Below are 20,578 nucleotides of genomic sequence, written 5' to 3'. Positions count from 1 at the left end.
AGTTTTATTAAAACAAATCCGCATGTCCAAAAAATACATTATATTTATTATCTTTTCTCATACTCTCTAAAATTTCTTTAGCCTTTAATCTTGTTTTACTATCAAAATAGATAAGCATATTTCTTGAAAACACAAAGTCAAATTTACCAATTTGTTTAAAAGAAGAATCAAACACATTTACAAGTTTAAAGTTGACAAGATGTTTTAAATTATCGTTTAAAATATATTCGCTACCATTTTTTATGAAATATTTTTCAATAATATCTGATGATAGATTTCTTACGTTTCTTTCTCTATAGATAGCTATATTTGCTTTATTCAAAGCATCTGAGTTAATATCAATACCTGTAATGTGAAAATCATAAGATGGAATTCCTGCTTCGAGTAGAGCAATTGCAATAGAGTAAGATTCCTCTCCTGTGGAAGATGGCGCACATAAAATATTTACTTTATTGTTTTCTTTTTTAACTAAGTCAACAAGTTCTGAAATTTGTTTAAACTCTCTGTAGAAATATGTTTCATTGGTTGTCAGATAGTCAATCAGCTCTTGTTTTATATTTTTATTATGTTCTATAGTATTTAAAAGTTCTATAAATGAATATATTTCTCTTTGTTTACAAAAGGTAGTTACTTTGCTTTGAAGTATACTGGTCTGCCTCTCAAATGTTACACCTGTCTCATTTTTAAAATATTCTGCGACTGGTAAAATATCTTTGTAGTCCTCAGCTATAAATACCTTTTTTACTTCCTCTGCTATTTTGTTTTTATTAAAAAGTCCAAACATTAGCTGCAAAACTCCTTTATACTGTTTATAATTTCATTTATATCAGATACTTCAATATTTGGTACATCTTGTCTAGCTCTAAATGGCATACCATCAACAATAGCACTCTTCTCACTTTCAGTAATACACCTTGCCCCATTTATAGATAATAATCTGCATCCAATTATTCCATCATCGCCAATTCCTGTAAGAATAATACTAAGTATTTCTATATTTTTACTAAAAGGAACCAAAGAACTAAAGAGAGTATTGATGTCTGGATTATATTGGTGCTTATCGGATAATTGTATATTAAAATAGAGTTGCGAGCCTTTTTCAGCAATAGATGTTAGACCATTAGATATATATATATGATTTACATCAATATTGAGGCCATCAGTTGCCATGTAAACAGGATTGACACTAATGCTTTGTAACCTTTTTGCAAAGCTAGGTAAAAAAATATCAATCATATGCTGAGCAATAATTATGGTCAAATCACTAAGTTGCGGTAAAGATTTAATAATCCTTTCTATTTGTCCTGGACCTCCTGTAGAGGCACCAATAAGGACAATTTTTCTAGGTACGGAATGTTTCAAGTTTAGAGTGAAGTTCGTCTGTCATCGAGTTTAGATGGTCAGCCGCAGCTGCAATCTCTTCAACATTGCGAGCATTTTGAGAAGATATTTCATTTATCTGTGTGACTTGCATAACAATAGCTTCAATATTTATTCCAGTTTTCTCAAAATCTGTAACAGTTTTATCACTTGCATTAACTGCATCATCTACAATTTTAACAGTAAGGTTTATTTTTGCTTCAACTTCTGTTGCAGTGTTAGCTAGTGCTTGAATTTCTTCAGAATTACTAGTCATTTGACCACTGACATCCGAAATAGATTGAACGATTATATTTATAGTTGCATTAATCTCTGTTAGAGATCTTTGTGTTCTCTCTGCTAGTTTTCTAACTTCATCCGCAACAACAGCAAATCCACGTCCATGTTCACCGGCTCGTGCAGCTTCAATAGCAGCATTAAGTGCTAAAAGATTTGTTTGATCTGCTATATCTGAGATAACTTCAAGGACAGCTTTTACTGCACTCGCTTCAGATGATAGAGTATTCATTCTATCAGCTAACTCAATCTCAAGTTGAGCACTATGCTGAATCTGAGATGTAAGAGTTACAACATCCTGACGAGCTTCACCAAGATTGGCATTTGCTTTAATGATGTCTTTTTTACTCTCTTGGGCATCAATGATAGAGATTGTAATCTCACTTTTAATTTCATTAGCTTTTGCAGTTGCATTATCTACAACAATAACAGATTCTTCTACATTTTTTCCAACACCCATAGCAGTAGTAGAGAGTTCATGAGAGATAGAAGCATTTTCAGATGAACTTAGTTTAGTAGTCTCTATCAAATCTTTAAGCTCTTTTATTAAATTATTGAAACTTTTAGCCATTTGAGAAAGTTCAAGCGGTGCATTTTCATCTACAGTTAAAGTAAGATTTTTATTATTACCTATACTTAAAAGAGTTTCTTTGAATTTATTTATAGGCTTAATAAGGCTGTTATTTACTAAAATAACTGATAAAATAATAATGATAATTAAGATAACAACTGACCATAAAACTATAGTATTTCTAATACTGTTTGGAACTATAAGAACTTCTGCTTCATCAATCTCTGAAAGAATAGCCCATTTAAAGTCTTCACCAACATTAACAGTAGAATAAGAAGATAGAACAGGATTGCCATTATAGTCAATGACTATTTTTGTGTCAGATTTACCACTTAGAGCTTCATTTGATGCCTCAGTATCCACAGAACCTTTTGATGGATTTGCAAAAGAAGCTTTAAGTGTGTGATTTTTAGTGTCAAGGAAACTATCACTTCTCATAAGCTTATCTGAACCAACTAAATAATCCTCTTGAGAATCACCATATCCAATTCTGTGTTGTATGATATTGTTAATAGCTTTATCGGCTACTTGAAATATTAATACTGCTTTAACCTCTCCATCAATCTTGACAGGTGTTGATATAAACATAGCTGGTTCATTGTTACTTGGAGCATAGGGCTTCATATCTATAAAAGTTGTACGATTATTTTGAAGAGCTTTTCTATACGCTTCTCCGAGACCACTATCTTTAAGTGAGCCAGATGTAAGATTAGCACCATAGTCGGACTCTTTTGCAGCTGTATACATTACATGTCCATGCTTTGCACAAATGACAAATATATCAGCCAGTTTATATGATTTCATATAGTTTTGAAAAAACAGCTCATGAGAAACAGTTTTTTCTTTTGCTAGCTCATTTGTGACAGGATAGTTGTCTGTTCCCTGAACTTTTAGTTCTTTATGTACAAACATAAGGTCATTTACTAGACTCTCAACATTTTGTGATAGTGACAACACTTCTATGTCGCTTGTACTTTCATTAAAAAATGATTCTATAAAATTTTTTTTCATATCTCTTGCTGTTGTAAGCTGAGAATAGCTATTTTTTACTAAAGCTTCTTTACTTTTTGTGCTTGATATGTAAGTTGTTATAAATGCTAGTAATAGCAGGGAAAATACTGTAAGTAGTATAACCTGTAGTTTTATGGAGATGTTTTTCATCTTAAGTTCCTAGTGAAATTTTATTGTGGAATTCTAGCAAAATATTATAAAAAAACAAATAATATTACTGCAAAATAATTATTTTTTTTGTCTAGTCGTTATATTGTCTTTTTAAGATAAAATAACGATACAATTATTCAATTAAAACAAGGAAACAATTATGCCATTATTAGATAGTTTTACAGTTGACCACACAATTATGCCAGCACCTGCCGTTCGTCGAGCAAAGGGGATGAAGACTCCAAGTGGAGACGATGTTACAGTTTTTGATTTAAGATTTGTAAAACCAAATGAGGATATTCTTTCATCTGAAGGAATTCACACGCTAGAGCATCTATTTGCAGGCTTTATGAGAGACCATTTAAACAGCGATAAAGTAGAGATTATTGACCTCTCACCTATGGGTTGTAGAACAGGTTTTTATATGTCACTTTTAGGTGCTCCTGATGAAAAAGTTGTTGCAGATGCATGGAGGGCTTCTATGGAAGATGTCTTAAATGTAAAAACTCAAGATGATATACCAGAACTAAATCTATACCAGTGCGGAACATATAAAATGCATTCACTAGAAGATGCAAAAAGCATAGCTTCTGCTGTTTTAAATAAAAATATTGGCATTATGGATAATGATGCTTTAGCCCTAGATTTGTCAAAAGTAGATTAAGTAATGTATATTTTACTTCCGATGGATAGCGATGATGTTCAAGAGGCATCTCTTACTAAGATAGAGGATGCAAAAATATGGGCTCAATTGTTAATTGAAGAGGGTGAGCTTGTAGAGGTGAACCACAACATTGATAATAATGCATTTGAGAACCTTAGCGAGTGTGCAGTCGTTATAAATGACAATGAATATGTTTGGCCATTTATGGAGAAAAATATGATGGTTTTAGTTGCACATACTGGGAGAAGTATAGATGATATAGTTGAAGCGTATCTATTTAAAGAGCTTCATGATTTAGCATATTGAAACAGTTTAAAGAACTCTTTACCCCACTTCCAGGCAACCACTATCTGCAGGTCTCTACATGTAGAGATGAAATAAGCGACATCTTTGAAGAGATGATGCAGGGTGTTGATGGTGAGTTTAACTTAGTTCTTTATAATGATGAAAACTTGAATTTTTCGCAGAGTTTTCGTGCTCTTCCCAGATCTAACGACATTGTGCTTTTAAAAGATGTATTCTTTGCTCATCAAGACCAAAAGATGCTTTTGAAGCTCTCTTATTTATCTCTCGCAAATACAGCAAACATTATAATTATGGAAAAAAAAGGCATTATGGATATTGAAGCTTTAAAAGCTATGCTTGAAGAATTTGAATTTCGTGCACCAAATGATATAGATATAGTTGATGGTTATGACTTAGTCATGGCAAAAAAAATGCACATGTGGGGTAATGGACTTTGATATTAGAAAAAATAAAGCAAAAAGGTAAAATAGATGAAACAAGTAATAAACGTATATAAAAAACATAAAGATACCGTAGATAAGTATATAAAACATTTAGTTAAAAATATAAAAAAAGATATTATCGAAGACTCCAAAGAAATTCTAAATCAATACAAATATATTCAACTTATATATTCGGTTGACGCTGATTTTAAACAAAAATCACCTATTATCTGTCGAAAAGAAAAAGATAGTGAACATATAGGAAATGATAAAAAACACTATTTTCAAAAAATGATTTTAGAAGAGAATGTTTATGTGTCAAGCCCGTATATTCACTACAGAACAGGTAAGGCCAGTTTATCGGTGGTTTATTTTAAAGATGATACATATTATGTTTTTGACATAAATCTGATAGCACTTCTAGAAGAGCTTAAGCTAATAGAATTCAATGGGTTGCACGATAAAATCAAGAGATTTGTTTATCTGTTTGGTTCAACTATACTTGCATTAGTAGCAATAGCTTTGCTAAGTTACGGATCTTACATTTTTGGTTCAATCATTTTTATAAAGTCTCATGTGGATTTTCTACAAGATATTTTCAAGTCAATTATTGCGGTAACGTTAGGTTTGGCAATATTTGATTTGGCTAAGCAAATATTTGAACATGAAGTGTTGTTCAAAACTTTTGAGCACGACGAGGATAAAGAGTATAAAGTTCTTGGAAAATTTTTAATTTCAATAATTATCGCATTGTCAATTGAAACTTTGCTTGTAGTGTTTAAGATAGCTCTTTCTGGTGATGTTTCACAGATGCTTTCAGCTTTTTATCTTATATTAGGCACAACATTGATGTTCGTAGCTCTTGGATGGTTTTATAAGACTATTAAGTTGGCTAGCTGCAAAATTGACGATTAAAAATTTATATGCATGAAGTGATATTAAGTGGAGATGGGAGTTATACTGCATATTCGGTAGAATATGAAGAACACTACCACTCTACAAGGGATGGAGCATTAAAAGAGTCTCTTCTTAAGCATGTCCATCCAGCTTTTAAAATAAAGCAACACTTAGAAGAGATAAATATTTTGGATATTTGTTTTGGATTGGGCTTTAACACTTTAGCTACAATCTACTATCATAAAAAGAACTTATTGAGTTCAAAATTAAATATTTATTCTCCTGAGCTTGATGCTTCTTTGGTGAAATTATTAGTAGATTTTACCTATCCAAAAGAGTTTGATGAATTGAAGCATATTGTTTTTAAGTTGTGTGAGAGTGGAAAGTATGAAGATGAAAACCTACATGTAGAGTTATTTATCGGAGATGCAAGAGAATATATAAAAAAATTTAAAAACAAATTTGACATAGTATATCAGGATGCCTTTTCTCCAAAAAAAAATCATGCTCTTTGGACAAAAGAGTACTTTAGAGATATTGAAAATAGTATGAGAAAAGATGGTGTTTTAACAACATACTCAATGGCACTCGCTACTAGGCTTGCTCTATATGAGAATGGATTCAACATTTATATAAACAGCGGTGAGGGGTTTCGTGATGCTACAGTTGCATCGTTGAGTGAGCTAAGAGAGTTCCTACATGTAGATATGCAACATAAGATATCTTGTAACCCAGATGTTAAGTCTCTCAGAGATTAAGAGTTAATAACATTTAAAAATTCTTCTCCAAACTGCTCAAACTTTTTTTCTCCTACGCCATTAACTTCAAGCATACTCGCTTTGTCAAAAGGTTTATCGCTTGCAAGATGTTTGAGAGTCTTATCTCCAAAAATCAAGTAGGCAGGAATTCCCATTTTAGACGCGATTTCACTTCTTTTAGTTCGAAGTTTTTCAAACAACTCTTCATCATAATCAAACTCTTGGGTACGTTTTACTTTTTTCTCTTGACCCTTCACCAGAAGCCTTGAAGATTTTATATCAACTTTTTTTTGCGATTTTAGTATTGCTATAGCATCATTTGTAAGTTTAAGAGAGCTGAATTCACCAAGGTTTAAAATTTTCATCTCCGTTAAGCGCTCTATAACCACAAACCACTCTTTTTTACTTAGAGCAGACCCTATATTGTATACCGACAGTTTATCGGCACCATTGCTTAAAAGCTTTTGTTCTGTTGAGCCGCGAAGTATATCTATGATGTAGTTCTTTCCGAAATTTTGGTTAGTTTTATAAATTGTGCTCAAGACCATCTGAGCCTCTTTTGTAATATCTTGCCTTAAATCATCTGAGTTTGAGCAGTTGTCGCATCTACTTCCACATTCATCAAGTGTGTCTTCAAAATACTCAGCAAGTTGCTTGTGAAAACATATCTCACTTGTTGCATACTTGTAAATAGAGTCTATTTTTGCATCTAAATGATTTGCATAGTTTTGGTCTGGTATGTCTTTTAAAAATTGTTTTTGCATTATCATGTCAGAAGAGTTAAAGAGTAGTAAAACTTCACTATCCTCGCCATCACGTCCGGCACGGCCTATCTCTTGGTAGTAATTTTCTTGTGTTTTAGGCAGAGACATGTGAACTACAAAACGAATGTCGCTTTTGTCAATCCCCATTCCAAAAGCAATAGTTGCCACCATTATATTTACTTTGTCATTGACAAAGATTTTAAAGTTGTTTTCTCGAATATGCTGAGGAAGTCCGGCATGATAAGCCAGTGACTTGTAGCCGGCTATATTTAGATTTAAACTTAACTCCTCGGCCTTTTTTCTTGAACTCACATAAATTATTCCGCTCTCGTTTTCATGACGCTTGAGAAAGTTCTTTAGTTGTGCTTGACCGTTCGTAATGCGTCTCTGCGAAGATATGTAGAGGTTTTTGCGAAAAATTTTACCCTTAAGAAGAAGAGGATTCTCAAGTCGCAGCTCTCTAATGATGTCCTCAGTTACATGATTTGTAGAAGTCGCTGTAAATGCGCAGATATTAGAGTTGGGAAAATTAGATTTTAATCTTCCTAATGCTCTGTAGTCATCGCGAAACTCATGTCCCCATTGGGAGATACAGTGGGCTTCATCTACTACAAAAAAGTTTATCTTTAGTTCACTCAGAAGATTTAATGTCCACTGCGTGTTTAATCTCTCAGGAGAGAGGTATAAAAACTTTAGTTGACCCATCTTGGCAGAGTAAACAATATTGTCTATATCCTCTTGAGTTTGAGCGGATGAGATCATATCTGCACTGATACCTTGCGCTTTAAGTGAAGCTACTTGGTCTTGCATAAGTGCGATTAGTGGGGATATAACTATGCTAATGCCATCTTTTATAAGTGTAGGAAGTTGGTAAACAAGTGATTTTCCACCGCCGGTGGGCAGTATCATAAGCAAATCACGGTTTTGTAAAATAGCGTCAATACCATCTTCTTGCAGCTCTCTAAAACTGTTGTGACCAAATACGTCTTTTAAGACTCTGTTTTTATTTTCCAAGTTTAAAGCTTTTCTCATTTTTCATAAGCCAGATAAAAACATCAGCTATTGCTTGGTAAAGCTCACTCGGAATTTCTTTGTCAATCTCTAAATCAACCAAAGAGTTTACAAGTGCCTCGTTTGCAAATATAGGAACATCAAACTCTTTTGCCTTGGCGATTATGCTTTGAGCTATTGTCCCTTTGCCCGAAGCTGTAACTTTTGGAGCGGAGCCGCTCTTTTTGTCATACTCTAAAGCAGCGGCTTTATCTTGCACTGTTAATATCTTGCACTTATTGAGTCAACTTCGTCCCATGAAAGAGAGGCTGCTTTACTCTGATGAGCGATTATGTGTGAAACATATCTGGCAAACATATCTGTCTCTACATTTACTTTTGAGCCTTTTTTATAGTTTCTAAAAAGTGTCTCTTTCATTGTATGGGGAATTATAGTGAGTCTAAAACTATCACTCATTACATCATTAACAGTAAGACTGACCCCATCTATGGTTATAGAGCCTTTAGGAATAACAAAAGCTATGTATTTTTTATCTACATGTATAAAAACATCAAAGGAGTTTCCGTTGTTTCTTATCTCTTTTATAGTGCCAATACAATCTACATGTCCTTGAACAACATGTCCTTCAAATCTATCGCCCATCATCATGGCAGGTTCTATGTGAACTTCATTTTTGTAGTTCTCCATAGCTAAAAGTTTTTGACTCTCAGGGGAGAGCTCAACACTAAAGCCATCATTTAAAACTTTTATAACTGTTAGACACGCACCGTTTATAGCAATAGAATCACCGATTTTTGCTTTGTGTTTTGCTTTTATTGTTAGAGTGCTTCCTGCTAAACTTTTAACATTAGCTATCTCTCTTATTAGTCCTGTAAAAATGTTATCTCCTTTTTAGATCCTGAATCAAGTTCAGGATGACGTGTGTTGTCATTCCAAACTTGATTTGGAATCTCCTCCGTTAAAAAACTATCTTTCCCTCTTCTTGAAGACCTTTTATAATTGCTTTAGCCTTTACATGACCTTTATAGGCAGCCTTTCTGCACAAGTCAAGTGCCATATCGTGGTCTTGCTCGCACCCAAAACCTTGATCGTATAGTTGACCGAGGTTGTAAAGACCTTCAGCCAACCCACCTTCGGCGGCTTTAGAAAAACAGATAAAACATCTAGCTTCGTCTAAACTAACGCCATGACCCTCTTTATAAAGGACACCAAGGTTGTTAAAAGATTCCAGATGTCCTCTCTTTGCCCCCTCTTCATACCAAAAAGCAGCCTCGGAATAGTTCTGTGAACATCCAAGTCCACGCTCAAGCATCAGTGCAGCTTCATACATGGCAGGCGGAACTTCTCTTGTAGCGGCCTCCATGTGAAGGTCATGTGCTTTGAATTGGTCGTGTTGTACTCCACCGAGACCATTCATATAAAGTATAGCTAAATTAAAAAGTGCATACGGTTGTTTTGCCTCAGCTGCTTTTTCGTAAAGTTCAAGTGCATTTTTATCGTTTTTTTCACACCCTTGGGCATTTTGATACATGTATGCCAAAGAGGTTTGAGCATCTGCATTGCCACTCTCTGCTAATGTTGAATACAGCTCAAAAGCAGTCGTAAAATCACCTTTATTATAGGCTTCGTGTGCTTTGTTTATCATAATTTATTAAAAACCCTAACTAATTGAATATATATTATGCAAATGATACTCAAAAATGATAAAATTCGCCTAAAGAAAATATGGAATAATATATGAATTATGATGTAATAATAATTGGCGGCGGTCATGCAGGTGTTGAAGCTGCGCTTTCTAGTGCTAGAATGGGTAGTAAAACCTTAATGATTTCAATGCTTGCCGAAAATGTAGGTGCTACAAGTTGTAACCCTGCTATCGGCGGTTTGGCAAAAGGACATTTGGTTCGTGAGCTAGATGCACTTGGCGGTGAAATGGGACTTATTACAGATGAAGCGGGTATTCAGTTTCGCATCTTAAATGAGACAAAGGGTCCTGCTGTTCGTGGTTCTCGTGCTCAGATAGATATGGATAAGTACCGTGTTATTGCAAGAAATAAAGTCTTAACTACTCCAAATCTTGACTTAGTTCAAGAGATGGCAGAATCACTTATAGTAGAAGACGAAGAGGTAAAAGGTGTTAAAACAAACCTCTTAAATGAATACAGAGCTAAAAAAGTAATTGTAACAAGTGGAACATTTTTAAAAGGTGTTATTCATATTGGTGAGATTAAACAAGAGGGTGGCCGTTTTGGTGAGCAGACGAGCGTAGGTCTTAGTGAGTCACTGAAAAAATGCGGACTGCAAATGGGGAGGCTTAAAACTGGTACATGTGCCAGAATTGACAGCTCGTCAATTGACTTTTCTGTTATGGATGAGCAGGGTGGAGACGAAGTTCCAAGTCCATTTAGTTTTAGAACAAATCGCGAAGAGTTTAGAAAAACTAAGAAGCAAATCCCATGTTTTATAGCTTACACAAATGAAAACACTCATAATATAATCGAGTCAAATTTTTACAGAGCGCCACTGTTTACGGGTCAAATTGAGGGAACTGGACCAAGATACTGCCCAAGCATAGAAGATAAAGTGAATAGATTTCGTGATAAAGACAGACACCACCTCTTTATTGAACCGCAAACTATGGAAAATACAGAGTGCTATATAAATGGTATGAGCACATCTTTACCGCCAGAGGTTCAACAGCAGATGATTCATTCCGTAAAAGGGATGGAAAATGCAAAAATTGTACGCTATGGATATGCAATAGAGTATGATTTTGTAGACCCAAGAGAACTGAAACACTCGTTAGAGACTAAAAAAATCAAAGGTCTTTACCTTGCTGGACAGATAAACGGAACAACAGGTTATGAAGAGGCGGCAGCTCAAGGTTTGATGGCTGGTATAAATGCAACGCTTAGTATTCAAGAAAAAGAGCCACTTGTATTACGTAGAGATGAAGCATATATCGGGGTTTTGATAGATGATTTGGTAACTAAAGGTACGAAAGAACCTTACCGCATGTTTACATCTCGTGCAGAGTATAGACTTCTTCTTCGTGAAGAGTCGGCTGATACAAGACTCAGCAGATATGGACATGAGATTGGTTTGCTTAGTGATGAGGTATATGAAAAAGTAAAACTAAAACACCAGCAAATCCAAGATGGTGCACAACTTCTTAATGAGACAAAATACACTCCAAACAAAGAGTTTATAGAATTTTTAGAGTCTATGGGTGAAGAGAAGATAAAAGACACCATAACGGCTCAACAGCTAGTTGCTAGAAAAACTTTTGATGTAGCAAAAATGGTAAAACTACTTCCAGAGCTAGATAAATATGATGAGTATATTAAAGAAGAGATTCTTGTCGAGGGGAAATATGCCCGTTATATTATAAAGCAGAGTGAAGAGATAGAAAAAATGAAAAAATATCTTAAAATCAAAATTCCAGAAAACTTTGATTTTAGAATTGTTAGCGGGTTGTCGACAGAGATTGTTGAAAAATTAGAGACTTTTAACCCTCCAACTCTTCAATCAGCATCAATGATAAGCGGAATAACTCCCGCGGCGATAGAGATACTGCATATATATATAAAAATAGCAGGCAGAAAAAAGTAAGGCAAAACAATGAATATATATTACTACGTACATACAGGACACCGCATTGGTCTTGACAGATTTAGACGGGCATGCACAATTATCCGTTCACTAGGTGACATTGAGATTACACTATTATGTTCTGATTTCCGTATTGCACATGAGGCGAAACATTTTGGTGTAAAAAACAGTGTAGGGATTGATGTTATCAGAAATATCCCAAATATAGCGCATAGCGGCGCTAAGATAATATTTGACTCCGAAGAAGCAAATCCTATAATGCTCGAAGATATGAGAAAGTATTTTTCCACTTTTATCCGTGTTAGTGATAAAAAAGATGATAAAAAAGAGCTAAATGAGTTTTTAGTCTCTCCATATTTAGATGGAGCAGATATTTGCAACGCATATATAGTAGATGAGAAGTACTTTGCAGAGGGTGCACTCGAAAAAGAAAAATCCATTAAATTGTCATATTTTTTCGGAGATGATGACTATGAAAAAGATTTAGAGAAAAACTTTAATATGATTGATGGACTTAATCCTGATTTATTATTGGGTTTTTACTACTTTTTTGATTATGAAGATATGCTAAAAGAAAAATTTTATAATCATTATGAGTTTGAAGATTATGATGAAGTTATTATGAATTCGGAAGTTTTAATCACTGCATCCCCACAGGCAGTTTTAGAAAATCTTGCCTCTGGTGGAAAACCTATATATATCCAAAGAGATGATTACACTACAGATTTTTTAGAGCTTTTTGAAGAGTTAAACATACCAATAGTTAAAAATTATGATAAAAAATCACTTTTAAGTGCCCTTGAGTCCATAAATGAGCATAAGTATTCTAAAATGAGACAAAATAGTAACAAAATGGTAAAATTTATAAAAGAAAACTTAAATTTATAATTACTTAAAACTATTTTAGTATATAATCAGTCTTTAAAAATTACAAGAAAGAGAGCAAATATGCATAATAGTAGCCGTAGAGGTTTTATGGGCAAAGCATTTGGCGCCGTTGCAGGTGTTGGTGCAATAGGTTCATTAGTTGCAATGAAAAAAACTTGGGATCCGCTTCCAAGTGTTAAAGCAGCTGGATTTACAACTCTTGATATGTCAATATATGAAGAGAATGTTTTGGTAACTGAAAAGTGGAGAGGGAAACCTATCTTTGTTATGAAAAAGACTGAAGCAATGGTTTCAAGAGCAACTGAAAGTCAAAAAGCTCGTGACATTGTTATTTCTGGTTCACATTATATGATAGCAATTGGTTTGTGTACACACTTAGGTTGTATCCCTGCTTACAATGCTGCAGAGGAAGGTTTCGCATGTGCTTGTCACGGCGGTCAGTTTGACTGGTCTGGTGAAGTTACAAAAGTTCCACCTCCACGCGGTTTTGATATACCTCCATTTAAAATAGATGGGAACATATTGGTTTTAGGTGAAGCTGGACCTGAATACACAAAAATGAAAGAAACTGGCATAACACTTTAAGGAAAGGGAAATAAATGGCACATTTTACAAAGGCGACAAGTGTTAAAGATTGGTTAAACCAACGATTAGCAATTGAAAAAGTAGAAAAGGTAATGGCATCTGAATATTGGATTCCTAAAAACATTAACTTCTTGTGGGCAATGGGTATGGTTCTAGCAATCACATTTGCAATACTTTTAGTTTCAGGCATATTTTTATTAATGTATTATCAACCAAACGTTGATACAGCATTTTATAGCGTTAACTATACAATAATGAGAGACGTAGATTTTGGTTGGTTATGGAGACATGTACATGGTGTTGCGGCATCAGTTGTTTTCTTAGTTATCTATATTCACATGTTTACAGGTATCTATTACGGCTCTTATAAAAAAGGTCGTGAAATGATTTGGGTTTCTGGTATGCTTTTATTTATTGCATTTTCAACAGAAGCTTTCTCTGGTTATATGTTACCATGGGGACAAATGTCTTATTGGGCAGGTATGGTTATTACTAACCTTTTCAGTGGTGGTTCTTTACATGCAGATTTCGTTGTTGAATGGATTCGTGGGGATTATGTTCCTGCTCAAGCTTTCTTGACTCGTTTCTTTATGTTACATGTACTTTTAGTTCCTTTAGCAATTATGGGTCTTATTGGTCTTCACTTTGCAGCTCTTCGTATTCCACACGTTAATAACCAAGATGGTGAAGAGATTGACTTTGATGCAGAAGCTAAAAAATATTTAGATGGCGACAAAGCTGGTTCTAAAGTTATGCGTTTTGCAAATGACTTTATGTCTAAAGATATGATGATTGTTGGAATTTTCTTAGTATTCTTCTTTTACCTGACTTTTTACAATTATGGTTTTGCAATGGATCCTGTAAACTTTGACCCTGCTGATGGTCTTAAGACTCCAGCACACATCTACCCTGAGTGGTATTTCTTATGGTCTTATGAGATTCTTCGTCCATTCTCTATTGATATAGGTCTAATGGCGTTTGGTTTTGCACAAGTTATTTTCGTACTATTACCATGGTTAGATAGAAGTCCAAATGCAGTTCCTGCATCTCGTCGTGGAGCATTTAAATATTGGTTCTGGATGATGCTTGTAGTTATGATTGTTTTAACTGCTATGGGTAAATTACCTCCAGAAGGTATCTTTAGCACTATTGGTTTAGTTGCTGCACTAGTGTTTATTGGAATGTGGATTGCACTTCCATTTATAACAGCACGTGAAAAAAAAGTATAGGGAGCGAAACAAATGAAAAATAAAGAACCTTTAATATTAGCAGTTGTTGTTTTCTTCTCACTTGTAACTTACTACTTGGTTGAGCCTTATGCTCACCATGTAATGCATAAACAAGTAGATAGTGAAAATTTTAATTACGCTGATTTACCAAGTGTTACTAAAACTGGTAACGCTGCTAATGGAAAAGCATTAGTAACAGGGGCAGCAGCTTGTACAGGTTGTCACTCAATTTCTAAAGATGGTATGCCTGCTCCTATGGATGCAGTAAGTGCTGCTGCAAGTTATGGTGTTAACCCACCTGATTTAAGTGATGCTGGTGCTGTTTATGATGTTAAATTTTTAACTGACTTAATTAAAAATCCTGCACATGCTCTAAAAGTTGAGCATAAATTTGACGCAAACAAAGGTAAGATGCACCCAATGGTTCCTTTCTTTGGTGCTGGTGGAGACCTTGATCAAGAAGTTGCAGATATGGTTGCATATTTACAGTCGATTGCTGTTAGTAAAGATGAATTGACTCCTAAAGTTGCATATGAAAATGCTTGTGGTAGATGTCATGCTCTTTCTTATGAAAATTGGACTCAAATTGGTACTAAGCCAACATTTAAACATAAAAAAGACTCTTTGGCATTTGACATTCAAGTGTTAGAATACCAAGACTCTCTTGTTAAATATATGGGTAAATTACCTCCAGATTTAAGTATGTATATCCGTTCTCGTGGAGAGCACTATATAAGTACTTTTATTGAAAATCCTCAAAACCACTTAGCTGGAACTGCAATGCCAAGAGTTGGTGTTACTGCAGAGTCTGCTGAGAAAGTTATTGAGCATCTTAAAGACGCTGGTGATACTAAACGTCACGAGAGAGAAGCAGTTGGTCAAAATGTAATGTGGTACATCTTAATCTTTGCTATCTTTGCTTTTCTTTGGAAAAGATCGGTATGGAAAGACTTACATTAATTTGTAACACCCAAGGAAGTAATTCCTTGGATTTCTTCTTATGTCACTATGGTGACATAAACTCAAAACTTCGTCATTCTTAATATACAACTTCATCATTCTCAAGCACAACCTCGTCATTCTGAAACAACAACCTCGTCATCCTGAAACAAAACCTCGTCATTCTGAACTTGATTCAGAATCCAATCAACAAATCTCGTCATTCTCAAACACAACCTCGTCATTCTGAACTTGATTCAGAATCTAAAACCAGCAGACTCCATCATTCTGAACTAGATTCCAAGTCAAGCTTGGAATGACGAAACACTCCGTCATTCAAAAACTCACAACTCCGTCATCCTGAAACAAAACCTCGTCATTCTGAACTTGATTCAGAATCTAAAACCAACAGACTCCGTCATTCTGAACTTGATTCAGAATCTAAAACCAACAGACTCCGTCATTCTGAACTCGATTCAGAATCTAAATAAAATTAGTAATTAATCTTTTTTCTCTATAACAACAATAGTCCCACAAATTAAATCATGCAGACCTTTTTTGTCTTTTCTGTAAAACGGGAGAAAAAGTCCTAGAAGTGTTGATGCTGTAAACAAAAAAGCTATAAATCTGCAAGCCGCTCTAAAAAAACTGATTAATTCACCCTTTTTATCATCAACTACTTTCATTTCATAAGCTTTTTTGCCAGGAGTCTGTCCAAATCTACTTAATAGAGTCGCATATATCAGACCATAAATCAATACACCAATAAAAGGGGCAAGTTGTGATGACTGAAAATCATCTTTGCCATCCATAATAATATAGGCAATCAAATATAAAATAGGAGCATATATCATAAACATATCTGTAATAAATGCTTTTATTCTATGTAAATAAGAAGCATATATATACTTAACAGTGGGCTTTTTTGCTTTTTTTTGCTTTTTTAGTGTTCTGAATTTCATATTATAATTATAACAAATATTAGCCAGTTTTATAACAAATTAAATAGAATAAATAAAATAATACTTAATTTATACATTTAATGAAGAAAGTAAACAAAATACTAACAAAATCGTATAATTTAAACTAAAATTAAAAAAACTAATGTAAGATATGTGAAGTAAAATTAATTATTGTATTTGAGAAGTGATAGCAAAGTGACTTAGAGAGGGTCATTTCGCTATCACTTCTCAATTAATCTATAATAGTGATATTTAAACAAAACAGGAGAAATACATGAAAAAAACTTTAGTATCTTTGGCGGCAGCGTCATTATTGGTAACATCAGCAGTAGCTGCAGATAAGGGAATAGATATCGTAACAACTGGTCAAGCAGTAGTTTATTATGAGACACAATCTGACAATGGTGATAGTAATGGTGATTTATTTGGACATGGACACGATTCAAGCCCAGGAATACCTAACTCTGAAATTCAATTTGGTGTTCAACTAGGTTTAGGTGCTGACCTTGGTAACAACTTTACTTTTGGTTCTGAGATTCAGTATAAAGGGACAGCAAGTTTAGATAAAAATCTTGGTGGAGACAGACAAGCAGCTACAACTAGAAGTGCTAATAGTACTATAGCTGATGAGATTATTTTATCTCAAATGAATATCAGTAAAAAGATTGGTAATACAACTGTAAAAGTTGGTCGCCAACAACTTCCAAAAGCACTTTCTCCTTTTGCATATACAGAGGGTTGGAATGTATTTAAAAACAGCTTTGATGCTGTATTAGTTGTAAATACTGATTTACCAAATACAACTTTAGTTGCTTCATCTGTTGGTGAAAGTAATCCAGTTGCACCATTTAATACTACAAACTTTGGTAATCTAAATGTAGGTTCTCGTGTAGGTTCAAATGCTACTGGACTTAGATATAATGGTAATATTTATTTATTAACTGCTCAAAATAAATCACTTCCAAATACTACTATTACAGCATCTTATTATGACTTAGGCGATATTGAAAATGTAGCAGGTACAACAGAATATGGTGGAGCAAGTATTTTTTGGGGAGATGTAGCTATCGGTGGAAAAGATTTACCTATGGGACTAAGTTTAGGTCTTCAAGGTGGTGTTATAGCTCCTGATGCTGACACAGCAGCATCTACTACTTTTAAAGATACATCAGCATTTGGTGTTAAAGCTTCTATTAAACCAGTTAAAGAGTTAACTCTTACTGCAATTTATACTACTGTTGATGATGGTACAGTATCTATTACAAATGCTGGAACAGGTGTTAAGTCACCACTTTACTCTCAAATGGTATATAACCAACTAAATGTCGCACTTGATGCTGACACTTTTGTTGTAAAAGCTGCATATAATATGGGTGATATGGGTACTGTTATCGCTCAGTATGGTTCAACTTCTGCTGGTGCAGCAAACTTAGAGCGTTCAGATTACAATGAGTTTGATTTAATGTATAAACTTAAAGCTGGTGGTGTTCAATATTTCGCTGCTTTAGTTGTTCGTGATTGGGATGTTGCTTCAACAACAGAGACAAATGGAGGAGATCACTTATTGACTTCTGCTGGAACAGACCAAGACACTAGAATCCGTCTTTGGGCTCGTTACAACTTTTAATAGTTACTCTTAACTTAAAAGTCGCTAGACAAACTTATTTCCAAGCTTTTGCTTGGAAATATTCTTCGTTTTAAATCATTTAACACTCACTTTTTATAAATATTTTTTTTCTCTATTTTTGAATGTAAAATTTAAGCTTTTTGTGTAATAATACATCACTAATAAACCCAAGGATAAGATATATGAAAAACATACTAATAAAAGCAACTATACTAATAACAGTTCTTATGTTTACAGCATGTGGAACAAAAGTTCCATTTAAAAAAGAGGAACCGCTTCAAGGAGCTGCACTTGTTTATGTTTATGTTCCTATATCTGTTGGCTCTGGAGAAGATATGTCAGGTTCAAGCTATAAAATCCGTGTAAATAATAAAAGAATCGAAGGTAGAATTATTGATGGAGAATATAAATCTTTTAACCTAAAGCCAAACTCTACTACAATCTCTACTACAAGAAATGATATACAAGAACAAGCTCTTAAGATAGATTTTAAGGCAGGAGAGACTTACTACTTAAAAGTTGTAAATAACTCAGAGAGTGCTACATTTGAATTAGTTCAAGTAGATAGCACTCTAGGTTTAAAAGAGATAGCAAAAACTGGATTAGCTGGCTCACGTGCAATAGAAGTGGACAATATACTTACAGAACTTGTAGAAGAAGATCCTCAAGAAGAAGCGCAGATAGTATCTAAACCAGTTGCTAAAAAAGTACAGTCTATACCTGCTACGACTTCATCTAAAATGGACGAAGTAAAAAAAGCTTATCAGCTAAAAGTTGACGGAATTTTGACTGAAGATGAGTTTACAAAACTAAAAGCTGAGATATTAGCTAAATAAAAAAGAAGATTATTATGTTAATTGATAGCTATGAGAGAGTGGTTGACTACTTAAGAGTCTCCGTTACAGAGCGATGTAACTTTAGGTGTCAGTACTGTATGCCGGAAAAGCCTTTTTCATGGGTTCCAAAAGAGAATCTCCTTAGTTTTGAAGAGCTTTTTTTATTTATGAAAATCGCTATAGACGAAGGTGTTAAAAAAATCCGTATAACTGGTGGAGAACCACTTCTTCGTGAGGGTTTAGATAAATTCATAAAGATGATTTATGACTATGAACCGAGTATTGATTTAGCAATGACAACTAATGCCTACTTGCTAAAAGGTGCGGCACAAAAACTTAAAGATGCAGGATTAAAGCGGATAAATGTCAGCATTGATACGCTAGACCCAATAACAGCACACAGAATTGCAGCAAAAGATGTTTTAAAAAATGTTTTAGAGGGTGTCGAAGAGGCAAGAAAAGTTGGTCTTATAGTTAAAGTAAATATGGTTCCTATGAATAATATGAATGCAAATGAGATTGTAGATGTTTTAGAGTACTGTAAAGAGCGTAACATGTCTATACGTTTTATAGAGTACATGGAAAATCAATTTGCTTCTAAAGATATCAGCGGACTTAAATCAGATGAACTTTTAGAGCGCTTAAGAGAGCATTACGAGTTTACAGATGACGGTTTTGACGGCTCTTCACCCTCACACTACTACACAATGAAAGATGGTTATAGATTTGGAATTATAGAGCCTTATGCAGATGACTTTTGTAAAAAGTGCAATCGCATAAGACTTACTGCCGAGGGTAATCTTATCCCTTGTTTGTATTTTGATGAGGCTCTGAGTATCGGTAAAGCTATAAAAGCAGGTGACATTAATGCTGCCGCAGAAGTTTTAAGAGAAGTAGTTAGAACAAAACCAGAAAAAAATCGCTGGGGCGGTGAAGATGGTGAGAGCTCATCCCGCGCTTTTTACGAAACTGGCGGTTGATGATTTTTTGTTAGATTCCAAATCAAGTTTGGAATGACGAGTGATTGTATTTGGAATGACGAGTGATTGCATTTGGAATGACAAGGTTTTATGTTCGTCATTCTGGGCTTGACCCAGAATCTAGCTTAAGATCCTGAATCAAGTTCAGGATGACGAGTGGTTGTGTTTGGAATGACGAGCGATTGTGTTTGGAATGACGAGCGATTGTGTTTGGAATGACGAGCGATTGTGTTTGGAATGACGAGCGATTGTGTTTGGAATGACGAGTGATTTTGTTCGTCATTCTGGGCTTGACTCAGAATCTAGCTTAAGGAAAATAAATGAATTCCTTTATTTACATAATGACAAACAAGCCAAAAGGCACTTTGTATATAGGTGTAACATCTGATATAATTAAAAGAGTTTACGAGCATAAAAATGAACTAATGGATTGCTTTACAAAAAAGTATAATCTTAAAAAATTAGTTTATTATGAAATTTATGATGATATAAATGAAGCAATTAAGCGAGAGAAACAGCTAAAATCTTGGAAAAGAGAGTGGAAAGTAGAGTTGATTGAAAAAGTAAATAATAGCTGGAATGATTTATACAGTGAAATATTGTAAGAATTGAGCTAGATTCCAAATCAAGTTTGGAATGACGAGCGATTGTGTTTGGAATGACGAGCGATTGTGTTTGGAATGACGAGCGATTGTGTTTGGAATGACGAG

At 34.4% G+C, this 20,578-nt stretch carries 22 protein-coding genes; 14 read left to right on the top strand and 8 right to left on the bottom strand.

Features of this window, described 5'->3' with window-relative positions; translation table 11 throughout:
* Positions 1-7: 7 nt before the first annotated feature.
* Genes HUE88_RS12575 through HUE88_RS12565 form a run of 3 tightly spaced genes read right to left on the bottom strand, consistent with a single transcriptional unit; the run spans position 8 to position 3,388 of the window.
* Positions 8-784 carry a CheR family methyltransferase gene (locus HUE88_RS12575; RefSeq protein WP_194369496.1) on the bottom strand — a complete coding sequence of 259 codons (777 nt, stop codon included), beginning with the start codon at positions 782-784 and terminating at the stop codon, positions 8-10.
* Entirely contained in the window at positions 784-1,362 is a 579-nt protein-coding gene (locus HUE88_RS12570; protein ID WP_194369495.1) for a CheB methylesterase domain-containing protein, read from the bottom strand. The genes HUE88_RS12575 and HUE88_RS12570 overlap by 1 nt, the downstream gene beginning before the upstream one ends.
* Positions 1,343-3,388, bottom strand: a complete 2,046-nt coding sequence (locus HUE88_RS12565; RefSeq protein ID WP_194369494.1) for a methyl-accepting chemotaxis protein — start codon at positions 3,386-3,388, stop codon at positions 1,343-1,345. The genes HUE88_RS12570 and HUE88_RS12565 overlap by 20 nt, the downstream gene beginning before the upstream one ends.
* Before the next feature lie 160 nt (positions 3,389-3,548).
* On the opposite strand from HUE88_RS12565, the gene luxS reads away from it, so the two are divergent.
* Genes luxS through HUE88_RS12540 form a run of 5 tightly spaced genes read left to right on the top strand, consistent with a single transcriptional unit; the run spans position 3,549 to position 6,435 of the window.
* The gene (gene luxS, locus HUE88_RS12560) at positions 3,549-4,052 is read left to right on the top strand and encodes an S-ribosylhomocysteine lyase (RefSeq protein ID WP_194369493.1); all 504 of its coding nucleotides are present in this window, start codon (positions 3,549-3,551) and stop codon (positions 4,050-4,052) included.
* A gap of 3 nt (positions 4,053-4,055) precedes the next feature.
* Positions 4,056-4,358, top strand: coding sequence for a hypothetical protein (locus HUE88_RS12555; RefSeq protein WP_194369492.1), 303 nt, complete (start codon positions 4,056-4,058; stop codon positions 4,356-4,358).
* Complete coding sequence (locus HUE88_RS12550; RefSeq protein ID WP_229860087.1) at positions 4,355-4,795, top strand: hypothetical protein; 441 nt, start codon at positions 4,355-4,357, stop codon at positions 4,793-4,795. Before HUE88_RS12555 ends, HUE88_RS12550 begins: the two co-directional genes overlap by 4 nt.
* Positions 4,796-4,828: 33 nt before the next feature.
* A complete protein-coding gene (locus tag HUE88_RS12545) occupies positions 4,829-5,695 on the top strand; it encodes a hypothetical protein (protein WP_194369491.1) in 867 nt (288 codons plus the stop codon).
* A gap of 8 nt (positions 5,696-5,703) precedes the next feature.
* The gene (locus tag HUE88_RS12540) at positions 5,704-6,435 is read left to right on the top strand and encodes a tRNA (5-methylaminomethyl-2-thiouridine)(34)-methyltransferase MnmD (protein WP_194369490.1); all 732 of its coding nucleotides are present in this window, start codon (positions 5,704-5,706) and stop codon (positions 6,433-6,435) included.
* Here HUE88_RS12540 and recQ read toward each other — a convergent pair.
* The 4 genes from recQ to HUE88_RS12520 form a co-directional block, all read right to left on the bottom strand.
* Positions 6,432-8,231, bottom strand: coding sequence for a DNA helicase RecQ (gene recQ, locus HUE88_RS12535; RefSeq protein WP_194369489.1), 1,800 nt, complete (start codon positions 8,229-8,231; stop codon positions 6,432-6,434). The two genes, HUE88_RS12540 and recQ, sit on opposite strands and share 4 nt — an antisense overlap.
* A complete protein-coding gene (locus HUE88_RS12530; RefSeq protein WP_194369488.1) occupies positions 8,203-8,469 on the bottom strand; it encodes an EscU/YscU/HrcU family type III secretion system export apparatus switch protein in 267 nt (88 codons plus the stop codon). Before HUE88_RS12530 ends, recQ begins: the two co-directional genes overlap by 29 nt.
* Positions 8,470-8,471: 2 nt before the next feature.
* A complete protein-coding gene (locus HUE88_RS12525; RefSeq protein ID WP_194372687.1) occupies positions 8,472-9,089 on the bottom strand; it encodes a riboflavin synthase in 618 nt (205 codons plus the stop codon).
* Positions 9,090-9,168: 79 nt separating this feature from the next.
* Positions 9,169-9,855, bottom strand: a complete 687-nt coding sequence (locus tag HUE88_RS12520) for a tetratricopeptide repeat protein (RefSeq protein ID WP_194369487.1) — start codon at positions 9,853-9,855, stop codon at positions 9,169-9,171.
* A 92-nt stretch (positions 9,856-9,947) separates the two neighbouring features.
* Between HUE88_RS12520 and mnmG the strand changes: the two genes are divergently transcribed.
* From mnmG to HUE88_RS12495, 5 genes are read left to right on the top strand one after another with little or no spacing between them, the layout of a single operon-like run.
* Entirely contained in the window at positions 9,948-11,822 is a 1,875-nt protein-coding gene (gene mnmG, locus HUE88_RS12515) for a tRNA uridine-5-carboxymethylaminomethyl(34) synthesis enzyme MnmG (RefSeq protein WP_194369486.1), read from the top strand.
* Positions 11,823-11,831: 9 nt separating this feature from the next.
* A complete protein-coding gene (locus HUE88_RS12510; RefSeq protein WP_194369485.1) occupies positions 11,832-12,710 on the top strand; it encodes a hypothetical protein in 879 nt (292 codons plus the stop codon).
* Positions 12,711-12,770: 60 nt separating this feature from the next.
* Positions 12,771-13,295, top strand: a complete 525-nt coding sequence (gene petA / locus HUE88_RS12505) for a ubiquinol-cytochrome c reductase iron-sulfur subunit (protein WP_229860086.1) — start codon at positions 12,771-12,773, stop codon at positions 13,293-13,295.
* Positions 13,296-13,309: 14 nt separating this feature from the next.
* The gene (locus HUE88_RS12500; protein WP_194369484.1) at positions 13,310-14,524 is read left to right on the top strand and encodes a cytochrome b; all 1,215 of its coding nucleotides are present in this window, start codon (positions 13,310-13,312) and stop codon (positions 14,522-14,524) included.
* A gap of 12 nt (positions 14,525-14,536) precedes the next feature.
* On the top strand, positions 14,537-15,484 hold the full coding sequence (locus tag HUE88_RS12495) for a c-type cytochrome (protein WP_194369483.1): 948 nt from the start codon (positions 14,537-14,539) through the stop codon (positions 15,482-15,484).
* 479 nt (positions 15,485-15,963) lie between these two features.
* Here HUE88_RS12495 and HUE88_RS12490 read toward each other — a convergent pair whose 3' ends face one another.
* The gene (locus HUE88_RS12490; protein WP_194369482.1) at positions 15,964-16,425 is read right to left on the bottom strand and encodes an RDD family protein; all 462 of its coding nucleotides are present in this window, start codon (positions 16,423-16,425) and stop codon (positions 15,964-15,966) included.
* A gap of 274 nt (positions 16,426-16,699) precedes the next feature.
* On the opposite strand from HUE88_RS12490, the gene HUE88_RS12485 reads away from it, so the two are divergent.
* The 4 genes from HUE88_RS12485 (at position 16,700) to HUE88_RS12470 (ending at position 20,473) form a co-directional block, all read left to right on the top strand.
* Entirely contained in the window at positions 16,700-18,052 is a 1,353-nt protein-coding gene (locus tag HUE88_RS12485) for a hypothetical protein (RefSeq protein ID WP_194369481.1), read from the top strand.
* Between the two features lie 182 nt (positions 18,053-18,234).
* The gene (locus HUE88_RS12480; RefSeq protein ID WP_194369480.1) at positions 18,235-18,888 is read left to right on the top strand and encodes a DUF2846 domain-containing protein; all 654 of its coding nucleotides are present in this window, start codon (positions 18,235-18,237) and stop codon (positions 18,886-18,888) included.
* 14 nt (positions 18,889-18,902) lie between these two features.
* Positions 18,903-19,868, top strand: a complete 966-nt coding sequence (moaA, locus tag HUE88_RS12475; protein WP_194369479.1) for a GTP 3',8-cyclase MoaA — start codon at positions 18,903-18,905, stop codon at positions 19,866-19,868.
* Positions 19,869-20,188: 320 nt separating this feature from the next.
* The gene (locus HUE88_RS12470) at positions 20,189-20,473 is read left to right on the top strand and encodes a GIY-YIG nuclease family protein (protein ID WP_194369478.1); all 285 of its coding nucleotides are present in this window, start codon (positions 20,189-20,191) and stop codon (positions 20,471-20,473) included.
* Positions 20,474-20,578: the final 105 nt, after the last annotated feature.

This window comes from Candidatus Sulfurimonas baltica, from assembly GCF_015265455.1.
GTDB lineage: Bacteria > Campylobacterota > Campylobacteria > Campylobacterales > Sulfurimonadaceae > Sulfurimonas > Sulfurimonas baltica.
The sequence above is the reverse complement of the archived record's forward strand: the minus strand, read 5'-3'. Positions and strand labels throughout refer to the sequence as shown.

What these genes read in the sequence shown, in the direction of transcription:
- HUE88_RS12555 (WP_194369492.1), top strand. Translation starts at nt 4,056, where the DNA reads ATGTATATTTTACTTCCGATGGATAGCGATGATGTTCAAGAGGCATCT.
- HUE88_RS12565 (WP_194369494.1), bottom strand. Translation starts at nt 3,388, where the DNA reads ATGAAAAACATCTCCATAAAACTACAGGTTATACTACTTACAGTATTT.
- mnmG (WP_194369486.1), top strand. Translation starts at nt 9,948, where the DNA reads ATGAATTATGATGTAATAATAATTGGCGGCGGTCATGCAGGTGTTGAA.
- HUE88_RS12500 (WP_194369484.1), top strand. Translation starts at nt 13,310, where the DNA reads ATGGCACATTTTACAAAGGCGACAAGTGTTAAAGATTGGTTAAACCAA.
- HUE88_RS12490 (WP_194369482.1), bottom strand. Translation starts at nt 16,425, where the DNA reads ATGAAATTCAGAACACTAAAAAAGCAAAAAAAAGCAAAAAAGCCCACT.
- HUE88_RS12545 (WP_194369491.1), top strand. Translation starts at nt 4,829, where the DNA reads ATGAAACAAGTAATAAACGTATATAAAAAACATAAAGATACCGTAGAT.
- HUE88_RS12480 (WP_194369480.1), top strand. Translation starts at nt 18,235, where the DNA reads ATGAAAAACATACTAATAAAAGCAACTATACTAATAACAGTTCTTATG.
- HUE88_RS12510 (WP_194369485.1), top strand. Translation starts at nt 11,832, where the DNA reads ATGAATATATATTACTACGTACATACAGGACACCGCATTGGTCTTGAC.
- luxS (WP_194369493.1), top strand. Translation starts at nt 3,549, where the DNA reads ATGCCATTATTAGATAGTTTTACAGTTGACCACACAATTATGCCAGCA.
- HUE88_RS12575 (WP_194369496.1), bottom strand. Translation starts at nt 784, where the DNA reads ATGTTTGGACTTTTTAATAAAAACAAAATAGCAGAGGAAGTAAAAAAG.
- moaA (WP_194369479.1), top strand. Translation starts at nt 18,903, where the DNA reads ATGTTAATTGATAGCTATGAGAGAGTGGTTGACTACTTAAGAGTCTCC.
- HUE88_RS12495 (WP_194369483.1), top strand. Translation starts at nt 14,537, where the DNA reads ATGAAAAATAAAGAACCTTTAATATTAGCAGTTGTTGTTTTCTTCTCA.
- HUE88_RS12520 (WP_194369487.1), bottom strand. Translation starts at nt 9,855, where the DNA reads ATGATAAACAAAGCACACGAAGCCTATAATAAAGGTGATTTTACGACT.
- petA (WP_229860086.1), top strand. Translation starts at nt 12,771, where the DNA reads ATGCATAATAGTAGCCGTAGAGGTTTTATGGGCAAAGCATTTGGCGCC.
- recQ (WP_194369489.1), bottom strand. Translation starts at nt 8,231, where the DNA reads ATGAGAAAAGCTTTAAACTTGGAAAATAAAAACAGAGTCTTAAAAGAC.
- HUE88_RS12470 (WP_194369478.1), top strand. Translation starts at nt 20,189, where the DNA reads ATGAATTCCTTTATTTACATAATGACAAACAAGCCAAAAGGCACTTTG.
- HUE88_RS12540 (WP_194369490.1), top strand. Translation starts at nt 5,704, where the DNA reads ATGCATGAAGTGATATTAAGTGGAGATGGGAGTTATACTGCATATTCG.
- HUE88_RS12485 (WP_194369481.1), top strand. Translation starts at nt 16,700, where the DNA reads ATGAAAAAAACTTTAGTATCTTTGGCGGCAGCGTCATTATTGGTAACA.